Consider the following 18471-nt stretch of genomic DNA (forward strand, 5'->3'; position numbering starts at 1 on the left):
ACATCGCCAAAATCAGCCGAACCGGCCCATGATATAGTCCTGGGTGCGCGGGTCGTCCGGGTTGGTGAACATCTTGTCGGTATCGTTCTCCTCGACCAGGTTGCCGAGGTGGAACATGGCCGTGCGCTGTGATACGCGAGCGGCCTGCTGCATGGAATGCGTCACGATGACGATCGTGTAGTTTTCGCGCAGCTCGTGGATCAGCTCCTCGACCTTGGCGGTCGCGATCGGGTCGAGCGCCGAGCAGGGCTCGTCCATCAGGATGACTTCCGGGCTGACGGCGACGGCGCGCGCGATGCACAGGCGCTGCTGCTGGCCGCCGGACAGGCCGGTGCCGGATTCATGCACGCGGTCCTTGACCTCGTTCCAGAGGCCGGCGCGCTGCAGGCTCGACTCGACGATCTGGTCGAGATCGGCCTTGGACTTGGCAAGGCCGTGGATGCGCGGGCCGTAGGAGACGTTTTCGTAGATCGACTTCGGGAACGGGTTCGGCTTCTGGAACACCATGCCGACGCGGGCGCGCAGTTCGACGACATCGATATCCGGATCGTAGATATCGTCGCCGTCGAGCGAAATCTTGCCGGTGACGCGGCAACCGTCGATCGTGTCGTTCATGCGGTTCAGCGAACGCAGGAAGGTGGACTTGCCGCAGCCCGACGGGCCGATCAGCGCGGTCACGGTGTTTTCGCGGATGTTCAGATTGACGTCGAAAAGCGCGCGCTTCTCGCCGTAATAAACGGAGACATCCTGACCGATCATCTTATACGGGACGTTGCTCATTTTCTGGTCCAGCGCCTTCTCAACTGCGGCTTCCGTCAACATGTTCATGATCTCTACTCCGTTTACCAGCGGCGCTCAAAGCGACGACGCAAGAGGATAGCTCCGATGTTCATGACGATGAGGAACAGGAGCAGGACGATGATGGCACCCGAGGTTCTTTCCACGAAGGCGCGCTCGGCTTCGTTGGCCCACATGTAGACCTGAACCGGAAGTGCGGTGGAGGGATCGAGCGGCGTGGTCGGCGCCTGGGCGACGAAGGCGACCATGCCGATGAGCAAGAGCGGCGCGGTTTCGCCGAGTGCGTGGGCAAGGCCGATGATCGTGCCGGTCAGGATGCCGGGCATGGCAAGCGGCAGCACATGGTGGAACACCATCTGCATCTTCGAGGCGCCGAGGCCGAGGGCGGCGGAGCGGATCGAGGGCGGCACGGCGCGCAGTGCGGCACGCGTGGCGATGATGATCGTCGGCAGCGTCATCAGCGTCAGCACCAGGCCGCCGACCAGCGAGGCCGAACGCGGCAGGCCGGCGAAGTTGATGAAGACCGACAGGCCGAGCAGGCCGTAGACGATGGAGGGGACGGCGGCGAGGTTGTTGATATTGACCTCGATCAGGTCCGTCAGCCTGTTCTTCGGCGCGAATTCCTCGAGATAGATCGAGGCGGCCACACCGATCGGCAGCGCAAGGACGAGAACGATCAGCATCAGGTAGAGCGAGCCGATGAGGGCGACGCCGAGGCCTGCGGCTTCCGGGCGGCTGGAATTGCCGTTGACGAAGAGGCCGGTGTTGAACTCCTTCTGGAGCGCACCGCTCGCCTTCAGCTGGTTCATCCAGCCGACCTGCTTGTCGTTGACCTTGCGGTTCTTCTCCTCGACCGAAAGATCGATCTGGCCCTTGTTGGCGCTGTCGATATTGGCTTCGGCGAGAACCGTGACGTTGACGGTCTTGCCGATGATCGACGGGTCGGCGACCACCATGTCACGCAGCTGGATCGGCGCGCCCTTCGAGATCATGTTGGCCGCGTCGCGCACGTCGGGGCGGCTCGACGGGTTGATGCCGAGCTGCTTGACGATCGCGTCGCGCAGCAGGACCGGATAGTTGGCGGCAATCAGCACCGAAGGATCGCGCGCGCGCTTGTTGTCCGGGTCGATGGTCTTCTCGGCAAACTCGATCGGCAGGGTGATGGCCGTCTGCTGGAAGGCGGTATAGCCGTTGCTGATGACCGTCCACAGCAGGATGAAGAGAAAGACGAGGCCGAAGGCGATGGCGGCGATGCCATAGGCCTGGAAGCGACGTTCTGCGGCATAGCGGCGCTTGATGCCGATGTCGCGGCGCGCGGGGGCCTTGGAAACGGTGACGCCGGCGACGGGAGAAACAATATTCGTCATTCGTACTGCTCCCGGTATTTGCGCACGATATAGAGTGCGTAGATGTTGAGGCAAAGCGTGATGCAGAACAGCGTGATGCCGAGCGCGAAGGCAACCAGCGTCTGCGGCGAGGTGAACTCAAGGTCGCCGGTCAACTGGTTGACGATCTTGACGGTCACGGTCGTCATCGGCTCGAAGGGGTTGATCTGGATGCGGGCGGCGACACCGGCGGCCAGAACGACGATCATGGTTTCGCCGATGGCGCGCGAGGCGGTCATCAGCAGCGCGCCGACGATGCCCGGCAGGGCGGCCGGCAGCACTACCTTCTTGATGGTTTCCGAACGCGTGGCGCCGAGGCCGAGCGAGCCGTCGCGCAGGGCGCGCGGCACGGCGGTGATGATATCGTCCGACAGCGAGGACACGTAGGGGATCAGCATGATGCCCATGACGATGCCGGCCGTCAGAACGCTCTGCGCCTGGATGAAGTTGGTGTAGCTGCCGGAGAGAAGGCCGCTGATCTGAGCCGAGAAATCGCGCAGGAAGGGTCCGACGGTGACAAGCGCGAAGAAGCCGTAGACGATCGTCGGGATGCCGGCCAGCACTTCCAGCAGCGGCTTGGCGAGCGAGCGCACCTTGGGCGAGGCGTATTCGGCCATGTAGATGGCGGCGAAAAGCCCGACCGGTACGGCGACCAGCATGGCGACGAGGCCGATATAGAGCGTGCCGAGCAGCAGCGGGATGAGGCCGAACTGGCCGAAGGAGGAGCCGCCGGCGCCGGCAAAACGCGGATCCCAGACGGTGCCGAAGAAGAAGTCGGCGAAGGGAACGACCGCAAAGAAGCGGCCGGCTTCCGTCAGCATCGACAGCACGATGCCGATCGTCGTCAGGATGGCGATGGAGGAGGCGAGGAGCAGCGCCCACAGCATGACGCGCTCGACCCGGTTGCGGGCGCGGAAGCGCGGGGCGATGGAGCGCAGCGCGTAGAAGGCGCCGGCAACCGAAAGCAGCAGCACGATCGCCGTCATGAACAGGCGGCTCGTCGCGCTCTCGGCGTTCAGCGCCTTGGCGGCGTCGATCATGTAGGGTTGCGGCTCGCCGGCGAGCGGCACGCCCTTTTCGCTGAGCTTTGCCTGCAGGCCGGCCGGATCGGCCGAGAGGGCGGAAGCCTCGTCAGACGTCAGCATGTTGAGGCCGCGGGCGACGGTGACGACCATGCTGTAGGCCAGGTCCTGCTGGACGGCCGGCTGGGCCTTCACGTCGGCCGGAAAGCTGCCGCGGACGGAAGAGGAGATGATGCCCGGGCTGGCGGCCAGCCAGACGCACAGGACGATCAGGGAAGGCAGCATGGCCCAGATCGCGGCATAGGAGCCGTAATAGGCCGGCCGCGAATGCAGGGCGGAAGACCTGCCGCCGGAAAGCGCGGTCGCGCGGCTGCGCGCAGCCACATAGGCAACGGCGCCGATCACCACCAGGCACAAGAGTAGGATGGATGTGCTCATTCTTTACGTCCCCAGGCCCACAGCCCCCAAAGAGCCCGGCAGCTCCAGGAGCATGCCATCGGCTTCAATATCATGGAGAAGAAGTTCGCCCGCCCGCCGCCTCATGCGCCGGACGGAAAAGCAATGCCGGCGCGACACCCCCAAGCGTCGCGCCGGCAAAGTTCATTACATGGTCTTGCCGGCTTCCACGTCCTTGCGGATCGCGTCGCGCTCTGCGTCCGGAGCGGCAACGAGGCCGTATTCGACGAGCGGGCCGTCAGGGCCGATCATCTGGTCGGATACGAAGAAGTTGACATATTCCTTCAGGCCGGGAACGGCGCCCAGATGTGCCTTCTTGACATAGAAGAACAGCGGGCGGGAAACCGGATAGGTGCCGTTGGCGATCGTTTCCGTGGAGGGAACGATGCCGCTCATGGAAGCGACCTTGAGCTTGTCGGCGTTGTTTTCGTAGAAGGAGAGGCCGAAGACGCCGACGCCGGTCTTGTTGGCGGCGATGCGTGCCAGCGTTTCCGGATAGTCGCCGTCGATGTCGACAGCAGCGCCGTCCTTGCGGACTGCGACGCAAGCCTTGGCCTGGGCGGCCTTGTCGGCGATTTCCTTGGCGATGACGTCCTGGGCGCCGGAAGCCTTGCAGCCAGTAGCGAGAACGTTCAGTTCGAAGACTTCGCGGGTGCCGTGCTTTTCGCCGGGGATATAGGCAGCGATATCAACAGCCGGAAGCTTCGGGTTGACTTCGGACCACTTCTTGTAGGGGTTGGCGACGAGCTTGCCGTCAACGACGACCTGGGCGGCGAGGGCCTTGTAGATGTCCTGGGGAACGTAGGCGACGTCCGGGTTGGAAGCATCGGTTGCGAAGACGATGCCGTCATAACCGATCTTGACTTCCTGGATGTCCGTTACGCCGGCAGCCTTGCAGGCTTCCATTTCGTTCTTGTTGATCGGGCGCGAAGCGTTGGCAACGTCGATCGTGTCTTCACCGACGCCCTTGCAGAATTCCTTCAGGCCAGCGCCCGTGCCGCCGGATTCGACGACCGGCGTCTTGAAGTTGGTGAAGGTCTCGCCGAAGGACTCGGCAACGATCTTTGCGTAAGGCAGGACGGTGGACGAACCGGCAACCTGGATCTGGTCGCGGGCGACGGCAACGCCAGCGAAAGCGGCGGTTGCAGCGAGCGCGGCAACAGTAAGTTTAAAGGTGTTCATTTGAATCTCCCGGCATTTGGGCTTGTGTGAGTGCGGCCTCGAAGAGGCCCTCGCATTGCCTTTTTTCATCGGCAGGACTCTCTTAGCGCCTTAAGCCCCGCCCTTTTATGTCAAATCGGTGAAACATTTATGACAGCTTAAATTATTGATATTTAATGTAAAAACATGATGCCGCCAATTTGTGTGCGACATATTGCGTCAGAAACGCACGGTAAAGTCCGTGCCCTTGCCGACCTCGGATTTGACGACCAGCCGTGCACGGTGGCGCGTCAGGATATGCTTGACGATGGCAAGCCCCAGGCCCGTGCCCTTCTTGGAGCGGCTGTCCTCGATGGAGACGCGGTAGAAACGCTCCGTCAGGCGCGGCACGTGTTCGGCCGGGATGCCCGGCCCCTTGTCGACGACGCTGACCTCCACCGGCTGGCCGGGTCCGTTTTTCAGCCAGACATCGACGACCTCGCCTTCCTGGCCGTATTTGCAGGCGTTTTCCATCAGGTTTTCAAAGACCTGCACGAGCTCGTCGCGATCGCCCAGCACTTCGACCTTGCCTTCCGGCAGATGCAGGTTGATCGAGACGCCGACATCCCTGGCGAGCGGCAGCAGCGAATCCCGCACATGGCCGAGAAGCGGCACGAGATCCACCTTCTCGTCCGGCGCCAGATGGGATTTCAGCTCCAGCCTGGAGAGCGACAGGAGATCGTCGACCAGCCGGCTCATGCGCGTCGTCTGGTCGAGCATGATGCCGAGGAAACGGGCCTGCGCCTTCTGGTCGTTCTTGGCCGGCCCCTGGATGGTTTCGATGAAGCCGCGCAGCGAGGCGAGCGGCGTGCGCAGCTCGTGGCTGGCATTGGCGACGAAATCCGAGCGCATGCGGTCGATGCGGCGCACCTCGGAAATGTCGCGGAAGGAGAGGATGTAATAGCGCTCGTTGCGGCCGTCGTCGTCCTTGAACTCGACGGGGGCGCTGCGCACGATATAGACGCGCTCCGAGGGCAACCGCTCGGAATGCTCGATCTGGTTCGGGGCGTTGGTGGCGATCGTCTCGCGCACCATGTCGAGCACGCCGGGCGAGCGCAGCCGCGCCGAGATGTGGGAGCCGAGCGTCACCTCGCCGAAGGCCTTTTCGGCCGCCCGGTTCTGGAAGAGCACGGAGGCATCCTGCGAGAGCACCATGACGGGAATATCGAGGCTGGCAAGCGTGGCGGAGACTTCCGGCAGGCGGCTCGGCGGCAGTTCGGGCTCGGGCTCGGCCGGCTCGGCGACATCGGGCTTGATGACCGGCGCCTCGTTGAAAAGCGCGGTCAGGACCATGACGAGCAGCAGGGCGAGCACGATCCACTTGTTCATGCCCGCGGCCAGCGCCACCAGCGCGCTCAGCAGCGTCGCCAGCAAAACCGGGCGTTCGCGCCGGATGCGCGCCAACAGGTTTTTCGTCCACGACCTCTCGTCTTCCAAAGCGCCCCTCGCGGCATCGATTCGTTTTTCTTTACATTCAAACTCTGCCTGATAGCCGCCTTTCATGACAGAAGTTTTCCGTTTGGAAAACTTGTTCGAAAAGCCGCAGCGCGCCAGGGCCGATTGCGCCCTGCCGCCGCAACGGATTTGATTTTCAACGGTAAATATGTTCGCCTGACAAAAGCCAATTCATCTGGCGCAGGAGGAGACGATGGCCGAGGACGTCGAAAGCAGAGCCGTGGAGCTGGAGATCAGGGGCAAGAGGCGCGTCTTCGACATAGACGATCCCGCCCTGCCCGACTGGGTGGACGAACACGCGCTGGAATCGGGCGACTATCCCTACAAGAAAAAGCTCGAGGAAGACGAATATAACGAGGAGCTGCAGAAGCTGCAGGTCGAGCTCGTCAAGGTGCAGTTCTGGCTGCAGGCGACGGGCAAACGGGTGATGGCGCTGTTCGAGGGGCGCGACGCGGCCGGCAAGGGCGGCGCGATCCAGGCCTCCTCGGCGCATATGAACCCGCGCCTTGCCCGCGTGGTGGCGCTTGCCAAGCCGACCGAGCGCGAACAGGGCCAATGGTATTTCCAGCGCTATATCGCCCAGTTTCCGACCTCGGGCGAATTCGTGCTGTTCGACCGCTCCTGGTACAACCGGGCGGGCGTGGAGCCGGTCATGGGCTTCTGCACGCCGAAACAATACGAGGATTTCCTCAACCAGGCGCCGTACGTGGAGAAGGTGATCGCCCACGAGGGCATCTATTTCTTCAAATTCTATCTCGATATCGGCCGGGAAATGCAGATCAAGCGTTTCCACGACCGGCGCCACGACCCGCTCGCCGTGTGGAAGCTCTCCTCGATGGATATCGCGGCGCTGCGCAAATGGGACGACTATAGCCAGAAGCGCGACCGGATGCTGAAGGAGACGCACACGGAATTTGCGCCCTGGACCGTGATCCACGCCAACGACAAGCGCCGGGCGCGGCTGAACCTCATCCGCCACATGCTGAAGACGATGGATTACGACGGCAAGGACAAGCAAGCGATCGGCGCGCTGGACGACAAGATCATCGGCTCCGGCCCCGGCTTTCTGAAATAGGCCCGCCGGGGCGACCGCGCGCCCTTACTGGCCCGGCAGGATGCGCACGGCAAAGAGATTGATGCCGCGCGCCTTGCCGTCGACATCGCTGTTGATCATCAGCCGGCCGGGCGAACTGGGCGCCAGCGAGCGGTCGAAACGCACCTGCAGCAGCGCGTCGGACTTTTCGCGCGTGACGCTGAAACGGTGACGGGCGCAACTGCCGAGCGACTGGAAATCGCATTCGACGGTGATCTGCGTCGGCTCGTCGGTGGTCGACTGCAGGGTCAGCGCGATGGTGGAGGACTTGCCGGCAAGCTGCTGCAGCACGCTGGCGGGAACGCTGATGGCAATGTTGCCGTCCGTATTGCCGCTCTGCGACGTCAGGCGCACGGCCGGGCCTTCGGTTTCGGTGACGTTTTCGGTGCGCGCGCGCGGGCCGTTCTCGATCTTACCGGCATCGGCCGGCTTGAAGACCTCGATCCAGTCCGCCGAAAAGCCGTTCTGCGGGTCGATCGTCACGGGTTCGTCGACATGGGCGGGCGTGCCGCCGGCAGCAGCCTCCCCGCCGTCGAAATCTTCCGGCTGCGTGCTGGCGGGCGGATTGGCGACGCTGGTGTCGCGCTCGGCGGCGGTCTTCAGCAGGCCCGACGTATAGGCCCACCAGCCGCCCGTGCCGATGAAGGCGAGAACCACACACCAGACGAGCAGGCGCGAGAAGAACTTGCGCGGCTTGCGGCGCACGGCGGCCCGTTCGGGGCGGAAATCCATGCCGGCGCGCCTGTCTTCCGCCGCGCGCCTCTCGCCGCGCATCTCGCCCAGCATCTCACTCTCGGGGGCGGCGCCGAGCTGGCCGGCGCGGCCGGCGTGAACGTCGTCCAGGCTGGCATCGTCGAGGCCCGGATCGTCCCGGCGCCCGGCGGCACTGTGGCCGCGCGTTTCGCCGACGACGGCAAGGTGGTCGTCCTCGCCCTCGCGATAGGCGGGTTCGGCCGCAGGATAGGCAGGCTCCGGCGCGTGCGGGGCGGGCTCGGGCATTTCCACGACCGGCGGGACCGGCACTTCCGGCGGCCCCTGGCGCGGGTGGAGGCGGGCGCGCTCCTCGCTCTCGATCGTGTGGATCGTGGTTTCGAGACGATGGCGGTGATGGGCCACCACATCGGCATCGGTAATATCCTGCTTGCGCAGGCCGGCTTCCAGCGCCTGGCGGGCCGACTGGTAGATGCGCGCGCGAACCTCCGCATTGTCGCGGTCGGAATTGTCGAGCGCAGTTCTGATAGCCGTTTCTAATCCGCTCACGTCAGGCCCTTCACATTTGGTGCCGGCATCGCCCCCCCCTAAAACGTGTCGCGACCTTTTCAGATCGCCTGCCACGCTTCAGGCTCCTGTTTTCGCATGTCGTTACCGCAAAACCGCCGCACGCTTTTGCGCGACATGCTTCAGGGATTGAATGCCCGTCAAAATTCGGTAGCGGCAAGTGCGGCAAACCGCAAGCCTTGCAGCCCTTGCGCAACCGCATCGGCCGGGGAAAAGCCGCACCGCGCAGGGCTGCGAAGCTCCATTAGATATTCCGAAAGTGGACAGGATTACGGAAAAGCGCGGGCACTTTGCCTTCCAGCCCTTTTCGCCGGGCGCCGGCTCTGCTAATCAATTGACGTTTTCGTAAACGTCAAAGCGGTGAGACATGGCCCTGCCCGCAATCCTCAAGGACAATCTCCGGCTGCCGGTGGTCGGCTCGCCGCTGTTCATCGTCTCGCATCCGGCGCTGACGCTGGCGCAATGCAAGGCCGGCGTGATCGGCGCCTTCCCGGCATTGAACGCGCGGCCGGAAAGCCAGCTCGACGAGTGGCTGGCGATGATCACCGAGGAGCTTGCCCATTATAATGCGGCGCATCCGGATCGGCCGGCCGCCCCCTTCGCCGTCAACCAGATCGTCCACATGTCGAACCGGCGGCTGGAGCACGACCTCATGCTCTGCGTCAAATACAAGGTGCCCGTGGTCATTTCCTCGCTTGGCGCGGTGCCGGAGGTGAACGCGGCGGTGCATTCCTATGGCGGCATCGTGCTGCACGACGTCATCAACAACCGCCACGCCCATTCGGCGATCCGCAAGGGTGCGGACGGGCTGATCGCGGTGGCCGCCGGTGCCGGCGGCCATGCCGGCACGCTCTCGCCCTTCGCGCTGGTGCAGGAGATCCGCGCATGGTTCGACGGCCCGCTGCTGCTTGCCGGCGCGATCGCCACCGGCGGCGCGATCCTGGCGGCAGAGGCCATGGGCGCCGACATGGCCTATATCGGCACGCCCTTCATCGCGACCGAGGAGGCGCGCGCCACTGACGCCTACAAGCAGGCGATCGTCGAGGGTGCGGCCGCCGACATCGTCTATTCCAACTATTTCACCGGCGTTCACGGCAATTACCTCAAAACCTCCATCCGCGCCGCCGGCCTCGACCCGGACCACCTGCCCGAAGCCGACCCCTCGAAGATGGATTTCGAACAGGCAACCGGCGGCGCCAAGGCCTGGAAGGACATCTGGGGCAGCGGCCAGGGCATCGGCGCGATCAAGGCCGTGGAACCGGTGGCAAGGCTGGTCGACCGGCTGGAAGCCGAATACCGGGCGGCGCGCGCGCGGCTGGCGCTTTGAAGCGGGCGGCGCTTCGGGTTTTTGTCTGACGCATGTCGTTACCGCAAAACCGCTGCACACTTTTGCGCGACATGCTCTTTCCACAGGCTTCAGCTTTTTTGCCAAAGCCATAAGAGGGCGCTTGAAATCTTCCGGCAATGCCTGTATCAGCCCCATGCAAATCGCGGGCGACAAGCTTCTCCCGCCGGATTGCCGCTTTAGCTCAGTCGGTAGAGCACATCATTCGTAATGATGGGGTCACGTGTTCGAGTCACGTAAGCGGCACCATTTTCCCTTCTCCTTGATTTGTTTTCAGGCGCAGTTCATCACCAAGCCAGCCTTTGCAAACGTCGCTCTGCCGAGCATTACCCGGCATTGATGGAGAGCGCGGCGTCCGGCCAGATCCATCCGGGCCGGGGTGCGCCTGGCAAAGTTTGTAAGCGGAGTGCGTTTTTCTCAAACTTCGTAAGCGACTTATCTCAATGAATTCAGCATCTTGGCAGTTGCGCTTACGAACTTACGAAATTGGAGCTATTCCCGACTCTTATTATGGGGGGCGTTCATCCAGCCAAGTTTTGCAATATTCTTCGTAAGTCCGTAAGCGCTCCGACAAGATATTGAAATTGTTTGCCGATCCCGCTTACGAAGTTTGCGTAAGCAAACGTAAGCAAACGTAAGCGCCTTCGCCGCCCGCCCTCACTGCCGCTGCAGGTCGATGCGGCTTGTGACCACCGCGCGGCCGGATGCGGGGTCGCGGTCGACCGTCTGCAGGCGCAGGCCGTTCTGGCCGACCTTTTCGATCATCATGCTGGCGCTGCGGTCGCCATTGGTCACGTGCGCCCAGGTGACGGCGAAGTTGAGGGCATCGCCCTTGCGGCTGCCGACGAGTTTGGAGGGGCGGCCGGAGGGGCCGGTATAGTTGCCGGTATAGCCCTGGCCGGCGGCCTTCACCTTTGCCGAAAAGCTTCTGGTGATGGCGGCAAGCGCGCGGCAATTGCCGTTCATGGCGACCGTCGTCGGGCTCGCGTCGGATTTCAGGCTGCAGGAGACGTTGACCTTCATGCCGCCGATCCTGGTCAGGATCATGCCGCTGCCGCTCCAGTCGCCCGCCAGCGAATTGAGGAACTCGGCGTCGGACGCATTGGCGCCGGCGGCAAGGCCCGTGAAGGAGAGCAATGCTGCAAACAAAGGAAGACGCATGGGAGCACCCTGGGGTTTTCCTGAAGCGGAAAACTTGCGAGGCGGGAAATTGTTCCGCCGCGCCTGCCGCTTTCCTATTCGCGCCAGTGATCGGCCACCCAGGGGGTGGGCAATATATAGTGGCGCAGGTAGCGGAAGGGCTGCTTGCCGTCGCGTCGGGTAGCGTCGAAGACGCCGCTGATATGTTTGAGCCGCGTTTCGCCGCGGCCGCGCGGGCCGAACTTGCCGTCGATGGCGTTCTGCGGGTGGAAGCCGCGCGGGAAGAGCACGACGCGGGCGCCGGCCGGCAGGCGCGGCGTCAGGAAATAGTTCAGCGGAAAGGGCCAGTGACAGTCCTGGCGGAAATGCAGGACCCAGTTTCGCGGGAAGAACTTTACCCCGCCCGGCGCGTTGCGGGTGACGAAACGCTGCTCGTATTCGTATTCGTCGGCCACTTTCTGCGGATCGGCCCGGAACTTTTCCTGCAGCGGCAGAAGCTTGCCGACCGGGAAACGGAAGAGCGAGCTCTGGCCGAGCCTTTCGAAGGGCGTCGTCTGGTTACGGGCCATGACGACATCGTCAGGCCCGCCGATCCGGAAGAAACCGTCGAGGGAGGCGACGATGACGAGATCGAGGTCGAGATAGAGGACGGGGCCGGCGAGGCTGCCGAGCTTTTCCCCCCAGAGCCTGGCCTTCGGCCAGATGCCGCGCGAATTGACCGGCATTTCCACATCCAGCGGCGGCAGGTCCTCGCACAGGATGGCGGGGTGCAGATTGTCCCGGCAATCGGTGAAACAGGTGAAGGTGAAGGGCGGCGTGATGTTGCGCGCCACCATCGCATAGAGCCGATTGATGAAGATCGGCCCGTATCGCGTGCCCCAGTTGATGCAAATTACCTGTTTGACGCCGCCGCTCGCAGCCAGAACATCCGTCATCATATCCTGTCGTTTCCGTGCCCGGAGCCGAAGGCTTCGCGGGCATGTATCGGACCCTGACTGGGGCAACCGGCGCAAACGCCATCCAGATAGCGGAGCGGCCCAGCCTGCCGGGTCTCCTCGCTGCGGCTGAGCCCGCCGCAACGTCCATTGCAGACTGCTTTGTATTGGAAATTTGCCGGGGCCGGAAGCAGTATAAACCGCTGCGGCCGAAGAAAAGCGCATCACTTGCGCTTTACCTGCTACCGGCAGGAGCATAAAAGACTGCCGGTATCACACGTTGCACCTGCCCCGCCACCGAGAGCAGTTTTCCCGTCACGGAGAAAGCTCCGAAAGGTCCGCCATGTCCGCCACCGCCCAGCACTCCAACCGCACGCTCGTCGTCGCCACGATCATGCTCGCGACCTTCATGGTGGCGATCGAGGCGACCATCGTGGCGACCGCCATGCCGCGCATCGTCGGCCAGCTCGGCGGATTCACCTATTACAGCTGGGTGTTTTCCGCCTTCCTGCTGGCGCAGTCGACGACGACCGTCATCTACGGCAAGCTTTCGGATATTTTCGGCCGCAAGCCGGTGCTGATCGGCGGCATCCTCGTCTTCCTTGCCGGCTCGCTCTTCTGCGGGCTTGCCTGGTCGATGGCCTCGCTCATCGTCTTCCGGCTCATGCAGGGGCTCGGCGCCGGCGCGATCCAGCCGGTGACGATGACGATCATCGGCGACCTCTTCAAGCTGGAGGAGCGCGGCAAGGTGCAGGGCGTGATGGCGACCGTCTGGGCGACGTCGGCCGTCGTCGGGCCGCTTGCCGGCGGCATCATCGTCGATACGATCTCCTGGGCCTGGATCTTCTGGATCAACCTGCCGATCGGCATCTTCTCGATCATCGCCTTCCTGATCTTCCTCAAGGAGGACGTGGCGCACAGGCAAGCGAAGATCGACTATCTCGGCGCCATCCTGTTTTCGGTTTCCATCGTGGCGCTCCTGACGATCCTGACGGAGACGGACGCGCCGGCCTGGGTTCTCCTCTCGCTGGCAGCCGTCTTCGTCGTCATCGGCATCCTCTTCGTGCTGCAGGAAAGGCGCACGCCGGAGCCGATCATTTCCATCGCGCTGTGGAGCCGGCGGCTTGTCGCCACCAGCAATGCCTGCATGCTGCTGGCCGGCATGGCGCTGATCGGCCTTTCGACCATCCTGCCGATCTATGTGCAGGGCGTGCTCGGCCGCTCGCCTGTCGTTGCCGGTTTCACGCTCACCATGCTGGTGGTCGGCTGGCCGCTGTCGGTGATGCTGTCGAGCCGGTTCTTCAAGGCCTTCGGCATCCGGAACACGCTGCGGGTCGGCAGTTTCCTGTTTCCCTTCGGCGCCTTCTTCCTGCTGTTCCTGACGCCGGAGAGCCACCCGGCCGTTGCCGGCGCCGGCTCCTTCTTCATGGGTTTCGGCATGGGGCTCATCAACCTCACCAGCATCGCGCTGGTGCAGGACAGCGTGGAATGGTCGATGCGCGGCAGTGCCACGGCCTCGATCATCTTTGCCCGCAGCCTCGGCAATACGCTGGGCGCCACCGTGCTCGGCGCCGTCCTCAATGCCGGGATCGACCATTACGCGACGGGTGAGGCGGCCGACGGGCTGCACAGGGTGCTGAACGAGCCGACCGGGCTTTCGGAGCTTGCCGGCGATCCGGCGGTGCGCGGTATTTTCGACGCGGCGCTGCACTGGAGTTTCTGGGGCGTCGTGGTGGTGGCGGTGCTGACCTTTGCGACGACCTGGCTCATTCCGGTCGGGCGCGGCGTGAAGGCTGGCGGTACGGGGGGCGCTGCGAGCGAGGCGGCGTCGCATTAGAGACAGGCTGATCGGTTGGCGTGGTGCGGTGTGGCCCCCTCATCCGCCCTTCGGGCACCTTCTCCCCGATGGGGCGAAGGGGGGCGGCAACGTCCCGCCCGATCGAAGCGTCTCATCCCGTTGCAAACCGTGCAGCGGGCTCCCCCTTCTACCCAGCGGGGAGAAGGTGGCCCGCAGGGCCGGATGAGGGGGCCGCACGGCACACCCTTCGCGATCATCTTTTTTTGAAGCCGACGTCTGCGCTCAGGCGCTTTCGGCGGCACTCTGCGGGATCGACTGCAGCAGGGTCTGGCGGGCCGAGCGGAGGTGGATGCGGCAGGCGGCCTCGATCCTTGCCTGGTCGCGGGCTTCGAGGGCGGCGATATAATCGAGATGTTCGTGGATGGCGCGCTCGTTGCGTTCGCGGGCGGCCGCCTTGTTCCACTGGTAGTGATAGTGGAAGATGATGGCGATGGCGTCGTAGAAATCGGCGATGAAGCGGTTCTTCGAGGCGCGGTGGATCAGAAGGTGGAAGCGCTCGTCGAGGGCGGAGAATTCCTTGAAGCGGTTGTTGATGTCCGAGAGCACCGAGACATGCTCCTCCCTGATGGCCGCCAGATCGGCCCAGGCCTGATGGTCGGCCGGCAGCTTGCCGAATTCGGCGGCCGAGTGCAGTTCGAACATTTCGCGCACGTCGGCCAGTTCCAGCGCGAATTCGCGGGTAAAGCCCTTCAGCGTCCAATGGCTGTTCGGGCGTTTTTCGATCAGGCCGAAGCGGGAGAAGCGGATGAGGAATTCGCGCACGCTGGTCGTGCCGGTGCCGATCTCGCGGGCGAGCTCCAGCTCGTTGATCTGCATGCCGGGGGCGGCTTCGTCGGAGAGGATGCGCTGCATGAAGCTGCGCTCGATGATGTCGTGCAGGCTGTCGGTTTCTTCGGAGGGGAAGAGATCGCGGTCGGTCGGCTGGCGGAGGACGATCTTCTGGCGCTTGTTCCAGCGGATGATGCCCTCGTCGCTGAGGCGGGTGAGGATGGCGCGCGCCGTGCTGCGGCTGACGCCGAGCTGGGCGGCGATCTCCGGCTCGGAGGGCAGCGCGGTATCCATGCGCAATGCCGCCGCATACCGGTTATAGGCTTCCTTGAAGACCGTATTCTGCCTTGCCATCAGACCCCCGCTTTCCGCCCGAGCGACACGGCGATGATACCCGCCACAGGAACGGGCATAGCCGGACCAGAAGCCTCTTCAAGCGAGTTTTATCTTATTTTCGCTCGCCTGCGGCTGTTTGCCTCCCTCGTCCACAGGATCAATATTCCCGTTGACTTGAAAATGTTTATTGTAGATAAAAAACAAAATCAATGCGCATTTGTCGAGGCAACGGGCACCGATGCGGCCGGCGTTGCCATGGGAGAAGAGATTGGACAGACAGAACTGGATTATCCTGTCGGCCGGAGACAATGTCGCGGTCGCGACGGCCCCGATCGCCGAGGGATCGCCCGTTGCCGGCGTGACGGTGCGGCAGAAGATCGACGCCGGCCACAAGGTCGCCATTACCGATATCCCGCTCGGCACGCCGGTCGTCAAATACGGCCAGGCGATCGGCCGCACGACGGCCGACGTGAAGGCCGGCGACCATGTTCACAGCCACAACCTGCATTTCGAAAACGACCGTCTGGCGGCATCGGCCAATTCCGCCCCGGAAGAGGCGAGCGCGGCAGACAAGGCGCGCACCTTCATGGGCTATCGCCGCGCCGACGGGCGGGCAGCCACGCGCAACTATATCGGCATCATCGCCAGCGTGAACTGTTCCACCACGGTCTGCCGGGCGATTGCCGACGAGGCCAACCGCACCATCCTGCCGCATTATGACGGGATCGACGGTTTCGTGCCGATCGTGCACGACCAGGGCTGCGGCATGAGCTCGACCGGCGACGGCATGAACGTGCTGCACCGGACCCTTGCCGGTTACACCCGGCATGTGAATTTCGGCGGCGTGCTGATGATCGGGCTCGGCTGCGAGGTCAACCAGCTGACGCTGTACGGCCAGAGCGGGGCCGGCGCCTCCAAGCGGCATTTCAACATCCAGGACGCCGGCGGTTCGCGCCGGGCGGTCGAGCGCGCCATGGGCGTGCTGCGCGAGATCGCCGCCGATGTCGGCCGGGAAAAGCGCGTGCCGATGTCGATCAGCGAGATCATCATCGGGTTGCAATGCGGCGGCTCGGACGGTTTTTCGGGCATTACCGCCAATCCGGCGCTCGGTGTGGCGGCCGACCTGCTGGCCGCTGCCGGCGGCACGGCGATCCTTTCGGAAACCTCCGAGATCTACGGCGCCGAACACCTGCTGCGCAGCCGCGCCGTCAGCGAAGAGGTCGCCAGGAAGCTCGACGAGAAGATCGCCTGGTGGGAGGATTACGTCGCCCTGCACGGCGCCTCGCTCGACAACAACCCGTCGCCGGGCAACAAGCGCGGGGGGCTGACGACCATTCTCGAAAAGTCGCTCGGCGCCGTTGCCAAGGGCGGCCGCTCGCCGCTGACGGCGGTCTACGGTTATGCCGAGCGCGTCACCGCCCCCGGCCTCGTCTTCATGGATACGCCCGGCTACGACCCGGTCTCGGCCACCGGCCAGGTTGCCGGCGGGGCGAACATGATCGCCTTCACCACCGGCCGCGGCTCCTGCTTCGGCTGTCGCCCGGCGCCGTCGCTGAAGCTCGCCAGCAATTCGGCCCTCTATGCCTCGATGGAAGAGGACATGGATATCGATTGCGGCACGATCGTCACCGGCGACGCGACGATCAGCGCCAAGGGCCGCGAGATCTTCGACCTGATCGTCGACACCGCCTCCGGCAAGAAAACGAAAAGTGAAATTTTCGGCTATGGCGATAACGAATTTGTGCCGTGGCATCTCGGCGCCACGCTCTAGATAATATTGAACGGATTTCAGGTCTTCACGAGGAGGAATGATGAAGACGAGGAGGATCGGCAAGACGGCGCTCGAAGTGACCGAAATCAGCTTCGGCGCCGCAGCGCTTGGCGGCCTTTACCGCGCCTGCCCGCGCGAGCAGGCGATGGAAACGCTGGAGGCGGCCTGGAGCCACGGCATCCGCTATTTCGACGTGGCGCCCTGGTACGGGCTCGGGCTCGGCGAACGGCGGGTCGGCGATTTCCTGCGCGACAAGCCGGAGAACGACTATGTGCTCTCCACCAAGGTCGGCCGCCTGCTGCGCCCGGTGCCGACGGGCACGGTTCCCGATTACAGCTATGTCGAGCCGCTCTCCTTCGATGCCGATTACGACTATTCCTATGACGGCATCATGCGCTCGGTCGATTTTTCCTATGCGCGTCTCGGGCTGAACCGCATCGATATCCTCTTCGTGCACGATATCGGCGCCTATACGCATGGCGCGGCCAAAAACGCCGTGCATCTGAAGAACTTCCTCGACAGCGGCGTCAAGGCGCTGGAACAGCTGAAATCCTCGGGCGCGATCAAGGCTTTCGGCCTTGGCGTCAACGAGGTTCCGGTCTGCCTGGACGTGATGCGCAACGCCGATATCGACACGATCCTGCTTGCCGGCCGCTATACGCTGCTCGACCGCTCGGCCGCTGCCGAACTCATTCCGCTCTGCCGGCAAAAGGGCACCTCGCTCGTCGTCGGCGGCGTGTTCAATTCCGGCATCCTGGCAACCGGGCCGGTGCCGGGCTCGCATTTCGACTATATGCCGGCGAGCGAGGACGTGCTTGCCAAAGTGGGCGCGATGGAAGAGGTGGCCAGGCGCCACGGCCTGCCGCTTGCCGCCCCTGCCCTGCAGTTTCCGCTGCGCGACCCGGTCGTCTCCTCGGTGCTGATCGGCACGGCGAAGCCCGCCAGCCTTGCGCGCAACATGGAGAATTTCGAGCCGCAGCTGCCGGCCGGCCTCTATCCCGAATTCGAACCCTACACGCTCACCGCCGCCCCGCTCGGCGAAGAAGCCGTCCGCGTCTGAGGAACCGCCATGCTGAAAGGTATTCACCCGCTTCTCGGCCCCGACCTGCTCCATGCGCTCAAAAGCATGGGGCACGGCGACGATATCGTCATTGCCGACGCCAATTTCCCGGCAAGCAGCATGGGGCCTGACGTCATCCGCGCCGATGGCGTGAGCGCCACCGCCATGGCCGAGGCGATCCTCACCCACATGCCGCTCGATACGTTCGTGCCGCAATCGGCATGGCGCATGGAAGTGGTGGGCGACCCGAAGGCGGTGCCGGAGGTCTGCGCCGAATTCCAGGCGATCGTCACCCGCCGCGCCGGCGATTTTTCCATCGCCTCCGTCGAACGGTTCGCCTTTTACGAGATGGCCCGCAAGGCCGCCTATATCGTCGCGACGACGGAGTTCCGGCTGTACGGCAACCTGATTTTGAAGAAGGGCGTCGTGCATCCGCACGAGGTGCAGTTCGACTGAGGACCTTATTTCAGGTCTTTATATATTTGAAATAAAAACAATTACTTGGGAAGAAATTCAGCAGGCCGCGAAGGCGAAATCAGCGCACTTGCAATTTGTTTGCGCCTCGGCTAGC

15 protein-coding genes and 1 tRNA gene are annotated in these 18471 nt (G+C 63.7%); 7 read left to right on the forward strand and 9 right to left on the reverse strand.

Annotation, left to right across the window (positions count from 1 at the left end; genetic code table 11):
• Nucleotides 1–12 precede the first annotated feature (12 nt).
• The 5 genes from pstB to phoR form a co-directional block, all read right to left on the reverse strand.
• Nucleotides 13–828 (reverse strand): phosphate ABC transporter ATP-binding protein PstB, encoded by an 816-nt coding sequence (gene pstB, locus ACFPWW_RS24115; RefSeq protein ID WP_112705881.1) that lies wholly within the window; start codon nucleotides 826–828, stop codon nucleotides 13–15.
• Nucleotides 829–842: 14 nt separating this feature from the next.
• On the reverse strand, nucleotides 843–2165 hold the full coding sequence (gene pstA, locus ACFPWW_RS24120; protein WP_377313502.1) for a phosphate ABC transporter permease PstA: 1323 nt from the start codon (nucleotides 2163–2165) through the stop codon (nucleotides 843–845).
• Nucleotides 2162–3643: a phosphate ABC transporter permease subunit PstC gene (gene pstC, locus ACFPWW_RS24125; protein WP_112705880.1), complete on the reverse strand. Its 1482-nt coding sequence runs from the start codon at nucleotides 3641–3643 to the stop codon at nucleotides 2162–2164. Before pstC ends, pstA begins: the two co-directional genes overlap by 4 nt.
• A gap of 165 nt (nucleotides 3644–3808) precedes the next feature.
• Entirely contained in the window at nucleotides 3809–4843 is a 1035-nt protein-coding gene (locus ACFPWW_RS24130; protein WP_377313504.1) for a substrate-binding domain-containing protein, read from the reverse strand.
• A gap of 198 nt (nucleotides 4844–5041) precedes the next feature.
• Nucleotides 5042–6265: a phosphate regulon sensor histidine kinase PhoR gene (gene phoR, locus ACFPWW_RS24135; protein WP_377313506.1), complete on the reverse strand. Its 1224-nt coding sequence runs from the start codon at nucleotides 6263–6265 to the stop codon at nucleotides 5042–5044.
• 244 nt (nucleotides 6266–6509) lie between these two features.
• Between phoR and ppk2 the strand changes: the two genes are divergently transcribed.
• The gene (gene ppk2 / locus ACFPWW_RS24140; protein WP_113413015.1) at nucleotides 6510–7391 is read left to right on the forward strand and encodes a polyphosphate kinase 2; all 882 of its coding nucleotides are present in this window, start codon (nucleotides 6510–6512) and stop codon (nucleotides 7389–7391) included.
• A gap of 24 nt (nucleotides 7392–7415) precedes the next feature.
• Here ppk2 and ACFPWW_RS24145 read toward each other — a convergent pair whose 3' ends face one another.
• Nucleotides 7416–8669, reverse strand: coding sequence for a hypothetical protein (locus ACFPWW_RS24145; RefSeq protein WP_377313508.1), 1254 nt, complete (start codon nucleotides 8667–8669; stop codon nucleotides 7416–7418).
• A gap of 385 nt (nucleotides 8670–9054) precedes the next feature.
• Here ACFPWW_RS24145 and ACFPWW_RS24150 point away from each other — a divergent pair, with 385 nt between their 5' ends.
• Together ACFPWW_RS24150 and ACFPWW_RS24155 are read left to right on the forward strand one after the other, a co-directional pair.
• Complete coding sequence (locus ACFPWW_RS24150) at nucleotides 9055–10014, forward strand: NAD(P)H-dependent flavin oxidoreductase (protein ID WP_112753855.1); 960 nt, start codon at nucleotides 9055–9057, stop codon at nucleotides 10012–10014.
• A 191-nt stretch (nucleotides 10015–10205) separates the two neighbouring features.
• Nucleotides 10206–10281: transfer RNA gene (locus ACFPWW_RS24155), tRNA-Thr, on the forward strand.
• Nucleotides 10282–10689: 408 nt separating this feature from the next.
• Here the strand turns inward: ACFPWW_RS24155 and ACFPWW_RS24160 are convergent.
• Nucleotides 10690–11193 carry a hypothetical protein gene (locus ACFPWW_RS24160; protein WP_377313510.1) on the reverse strand — a complete coding sequence of 168 codons (504 nt, stop codon included), beginning with the start codon at nucleotides 11191–11193 and terminating at the stop codon, nucleotides 10690–10692.
• Between the two features lie 74 nt (nucleotides 11194–11267).
• Entirely contained in the window at nucleotides 11268–12110 is an 843-nt protein-coding gene (locus ACFPWW_RS24165) for a glycosyl transferase (protein ID WP_377313512.1), read from the reverse strand.
• A 340-nt stretch (nucleotides 12111–12450) separates the two neighbouring features.
• Here ACFPWW_RS24165 and ACFPWW_RS24170 point away from each other — a divergent pair, with 340 nt between their 5' ends.
• Nucleotides 12451–13944: an MDR family MFS transporter gene (locus ACFPWW_RS24170; protein ID WP_377313514.1), complete on the forward strand. Its 1494-nt coding sequence runs from the start codon at nucleotides 12451–12453 to the stop codon at nucleotides 13942–13944.
• A 243-nt stretch (nucleotides 13945–14187) separates the two neighbouring features.
• Here ACFPWW_RS24170 and ACFPWW_RS24175 read toward each other — a convergent pair whose 3' ends face one another.
• Nucleotides 14188–15087, reverse strand: a complete 900-nt coding sequence (locus ACFPWW_RS24175) for a GntR family transcriptional regulator (protein ID WP_112565565.1) — start codon at nucleotides 15085–15087, stop codon at nucleotides 14188–14190.
• 250 nt (nucleotides 15088–15337) lie between these two features.
• On the opposite strand from ACFPWW_RS24175, the gene ACFPWW_RS24180 reads away from it, so the two are divergent.
• Genes ACFPWW_RS24180 through ACFPWW_RS24190 form a run of 3 tightly spaced genes read left to right on the forward strand, consistent with a single transcriptional unit; the run spans nucleotide 15338 to nucleotide 18356 of the window.
• Nucleotides 15338–16840, forward strand: coding sequence for a UxaA family hydrolase (locus tag ACFPWW_RS24180; RefSeq protein ID WP_112565562.1), 1503 nt, complete (start codon nucleotides 15338–15340; stop codon nucleotides 16838–16840).
• A gap of 40 nt (nucleotides 16841–16880) precedes the next feature.
• Nucleotides 16881–17900: an aldo/keto reductase gene (locus tag ACFPWW_RS24185; RefSeq protein ID WP_377313839.1), complete on the forward strand. Its 1020-nt coding sequence runs from the start codon at nucleotides 16881–16883 to the stop codon at nucleotides 17898–17900.
• 9 nt (nucleotides 17901–17909) lie between these two features.
• Nucleotides 17910–18356 carry an RbsD/FucU family protein gene (locus ACFPWW_RS24190; protein ID WP_112565556.1) on the forward strand — a complete coding sequence of 149 codons (447 nt, stop codon included), beginning with the start codon at nucleotides 17910–17912 and terminating at the stop codon, nucleotides 18354–18356.
• The last annotated feature ends 115 nt before the right edge of the window (nucleotides 18357–18471 follow it).

It is taken from the genome of Rhizobium sp. GCM10022189, from assembly GCF_042656325.1.
Lineage (GTDB): Bacteria > Pseudomonadota > Alphaproteobacteria > Rhizobiales > Rhizobiaceae > Rhizobium.

What these genes read in the sequence shown, in the direction of transcription:
- pstC (WP_112705880.1), bottom strand. Translation starts at nt 3,643, where the DNA reads ATGAGCACATCCATCCTACTCTTGTGCCTGGTGGTGATCGGCGCCGTT.
- ppk2 (WP_113413015.1), top strand. Translation starts at nt 6,510, where the DNA reads ATGGCCGAGGACGTCGAAAGCAGAGCCGTGGAGCTGGAGATCAGGGGC.
- ACFPWW_RS24170 (WP_377313514.1), top strand. Translation starts at nt 12,451, where the DNA reads ATGTCCGCCACCGCCCAGCACTCCAACCGCACGCTCGTCGTCGCCACG.
- ACFPWW_RS24175 (WP_112565565.1), bottom strand. Translation starts at nt 15,087, where the DNA reads ATGGCAAGGCAGAATACGGTCTTCAAGGAAGCCTATAACCGGTATGCG.
- ACFPWW_RS24165 (WP_377313512.1), bottom strand. Translation starts at nt 12,110, where the DNA reads ATGATGACGGATGTTCTGGCTGCGAGCGGCGGCGTCAAACAGGTAATT.
- pstB (WP_112705881.1), bottom strand. Translation starts at nt 828, where the DNA reads ATGAACATGTTGACGGAAGCCGCAGTTGAGAAGGCGCTGGACCAGAAA.
- ACFPWW_RS24190 (WP_112565556.1), top strand. Translation starts at nt 17,910, where the DNA reads ATGCTGAAAGGTATTCACCCGCTTCTCGGCCCCGACCTGCTCCATGCG.
- pstA (WP_377313502.1), bottom strand. Translation starts at nt 2,165, where the DNA reads ATGACGAATATTGTTTCTCCCGTCGCCGGCGTCACCGTTTCCAAGGCC.
- ACFPWW_RS24130 (WP_377313504.1), bottom strand. Translation starts at nt 4,843, where the DNA reads ATGAACACCTTTAAACTTACTGTTGCCGCGCTCGCTGCAACCGCCGCT.
- ACFPWW_RS24160 (WP_377313510.1), bottom strand. Translation starts at nt 11,193, where the DNA reads ATGCGTCTTCCTTTGTTTGCAGCATTGCTCTCCTTCACGGGCCTTGCC.
- ACFPWW_RS24150 (WP_112753855.1), top strand. Translation starts at nt 9,055, where the DNA reads ATGGCCCTGCCCGCAATCCTCAAGGACAATCTCCGGCTGCCGGTGGTC.
- ACFPWW_RS24185 (WP_377313839.1), top strand. Translation starts at nt 16,881, where the DNA reads ATGAAGACGAGGAGGATCGGCAAGACGGCGCTCGAAGTGACCGAAATC.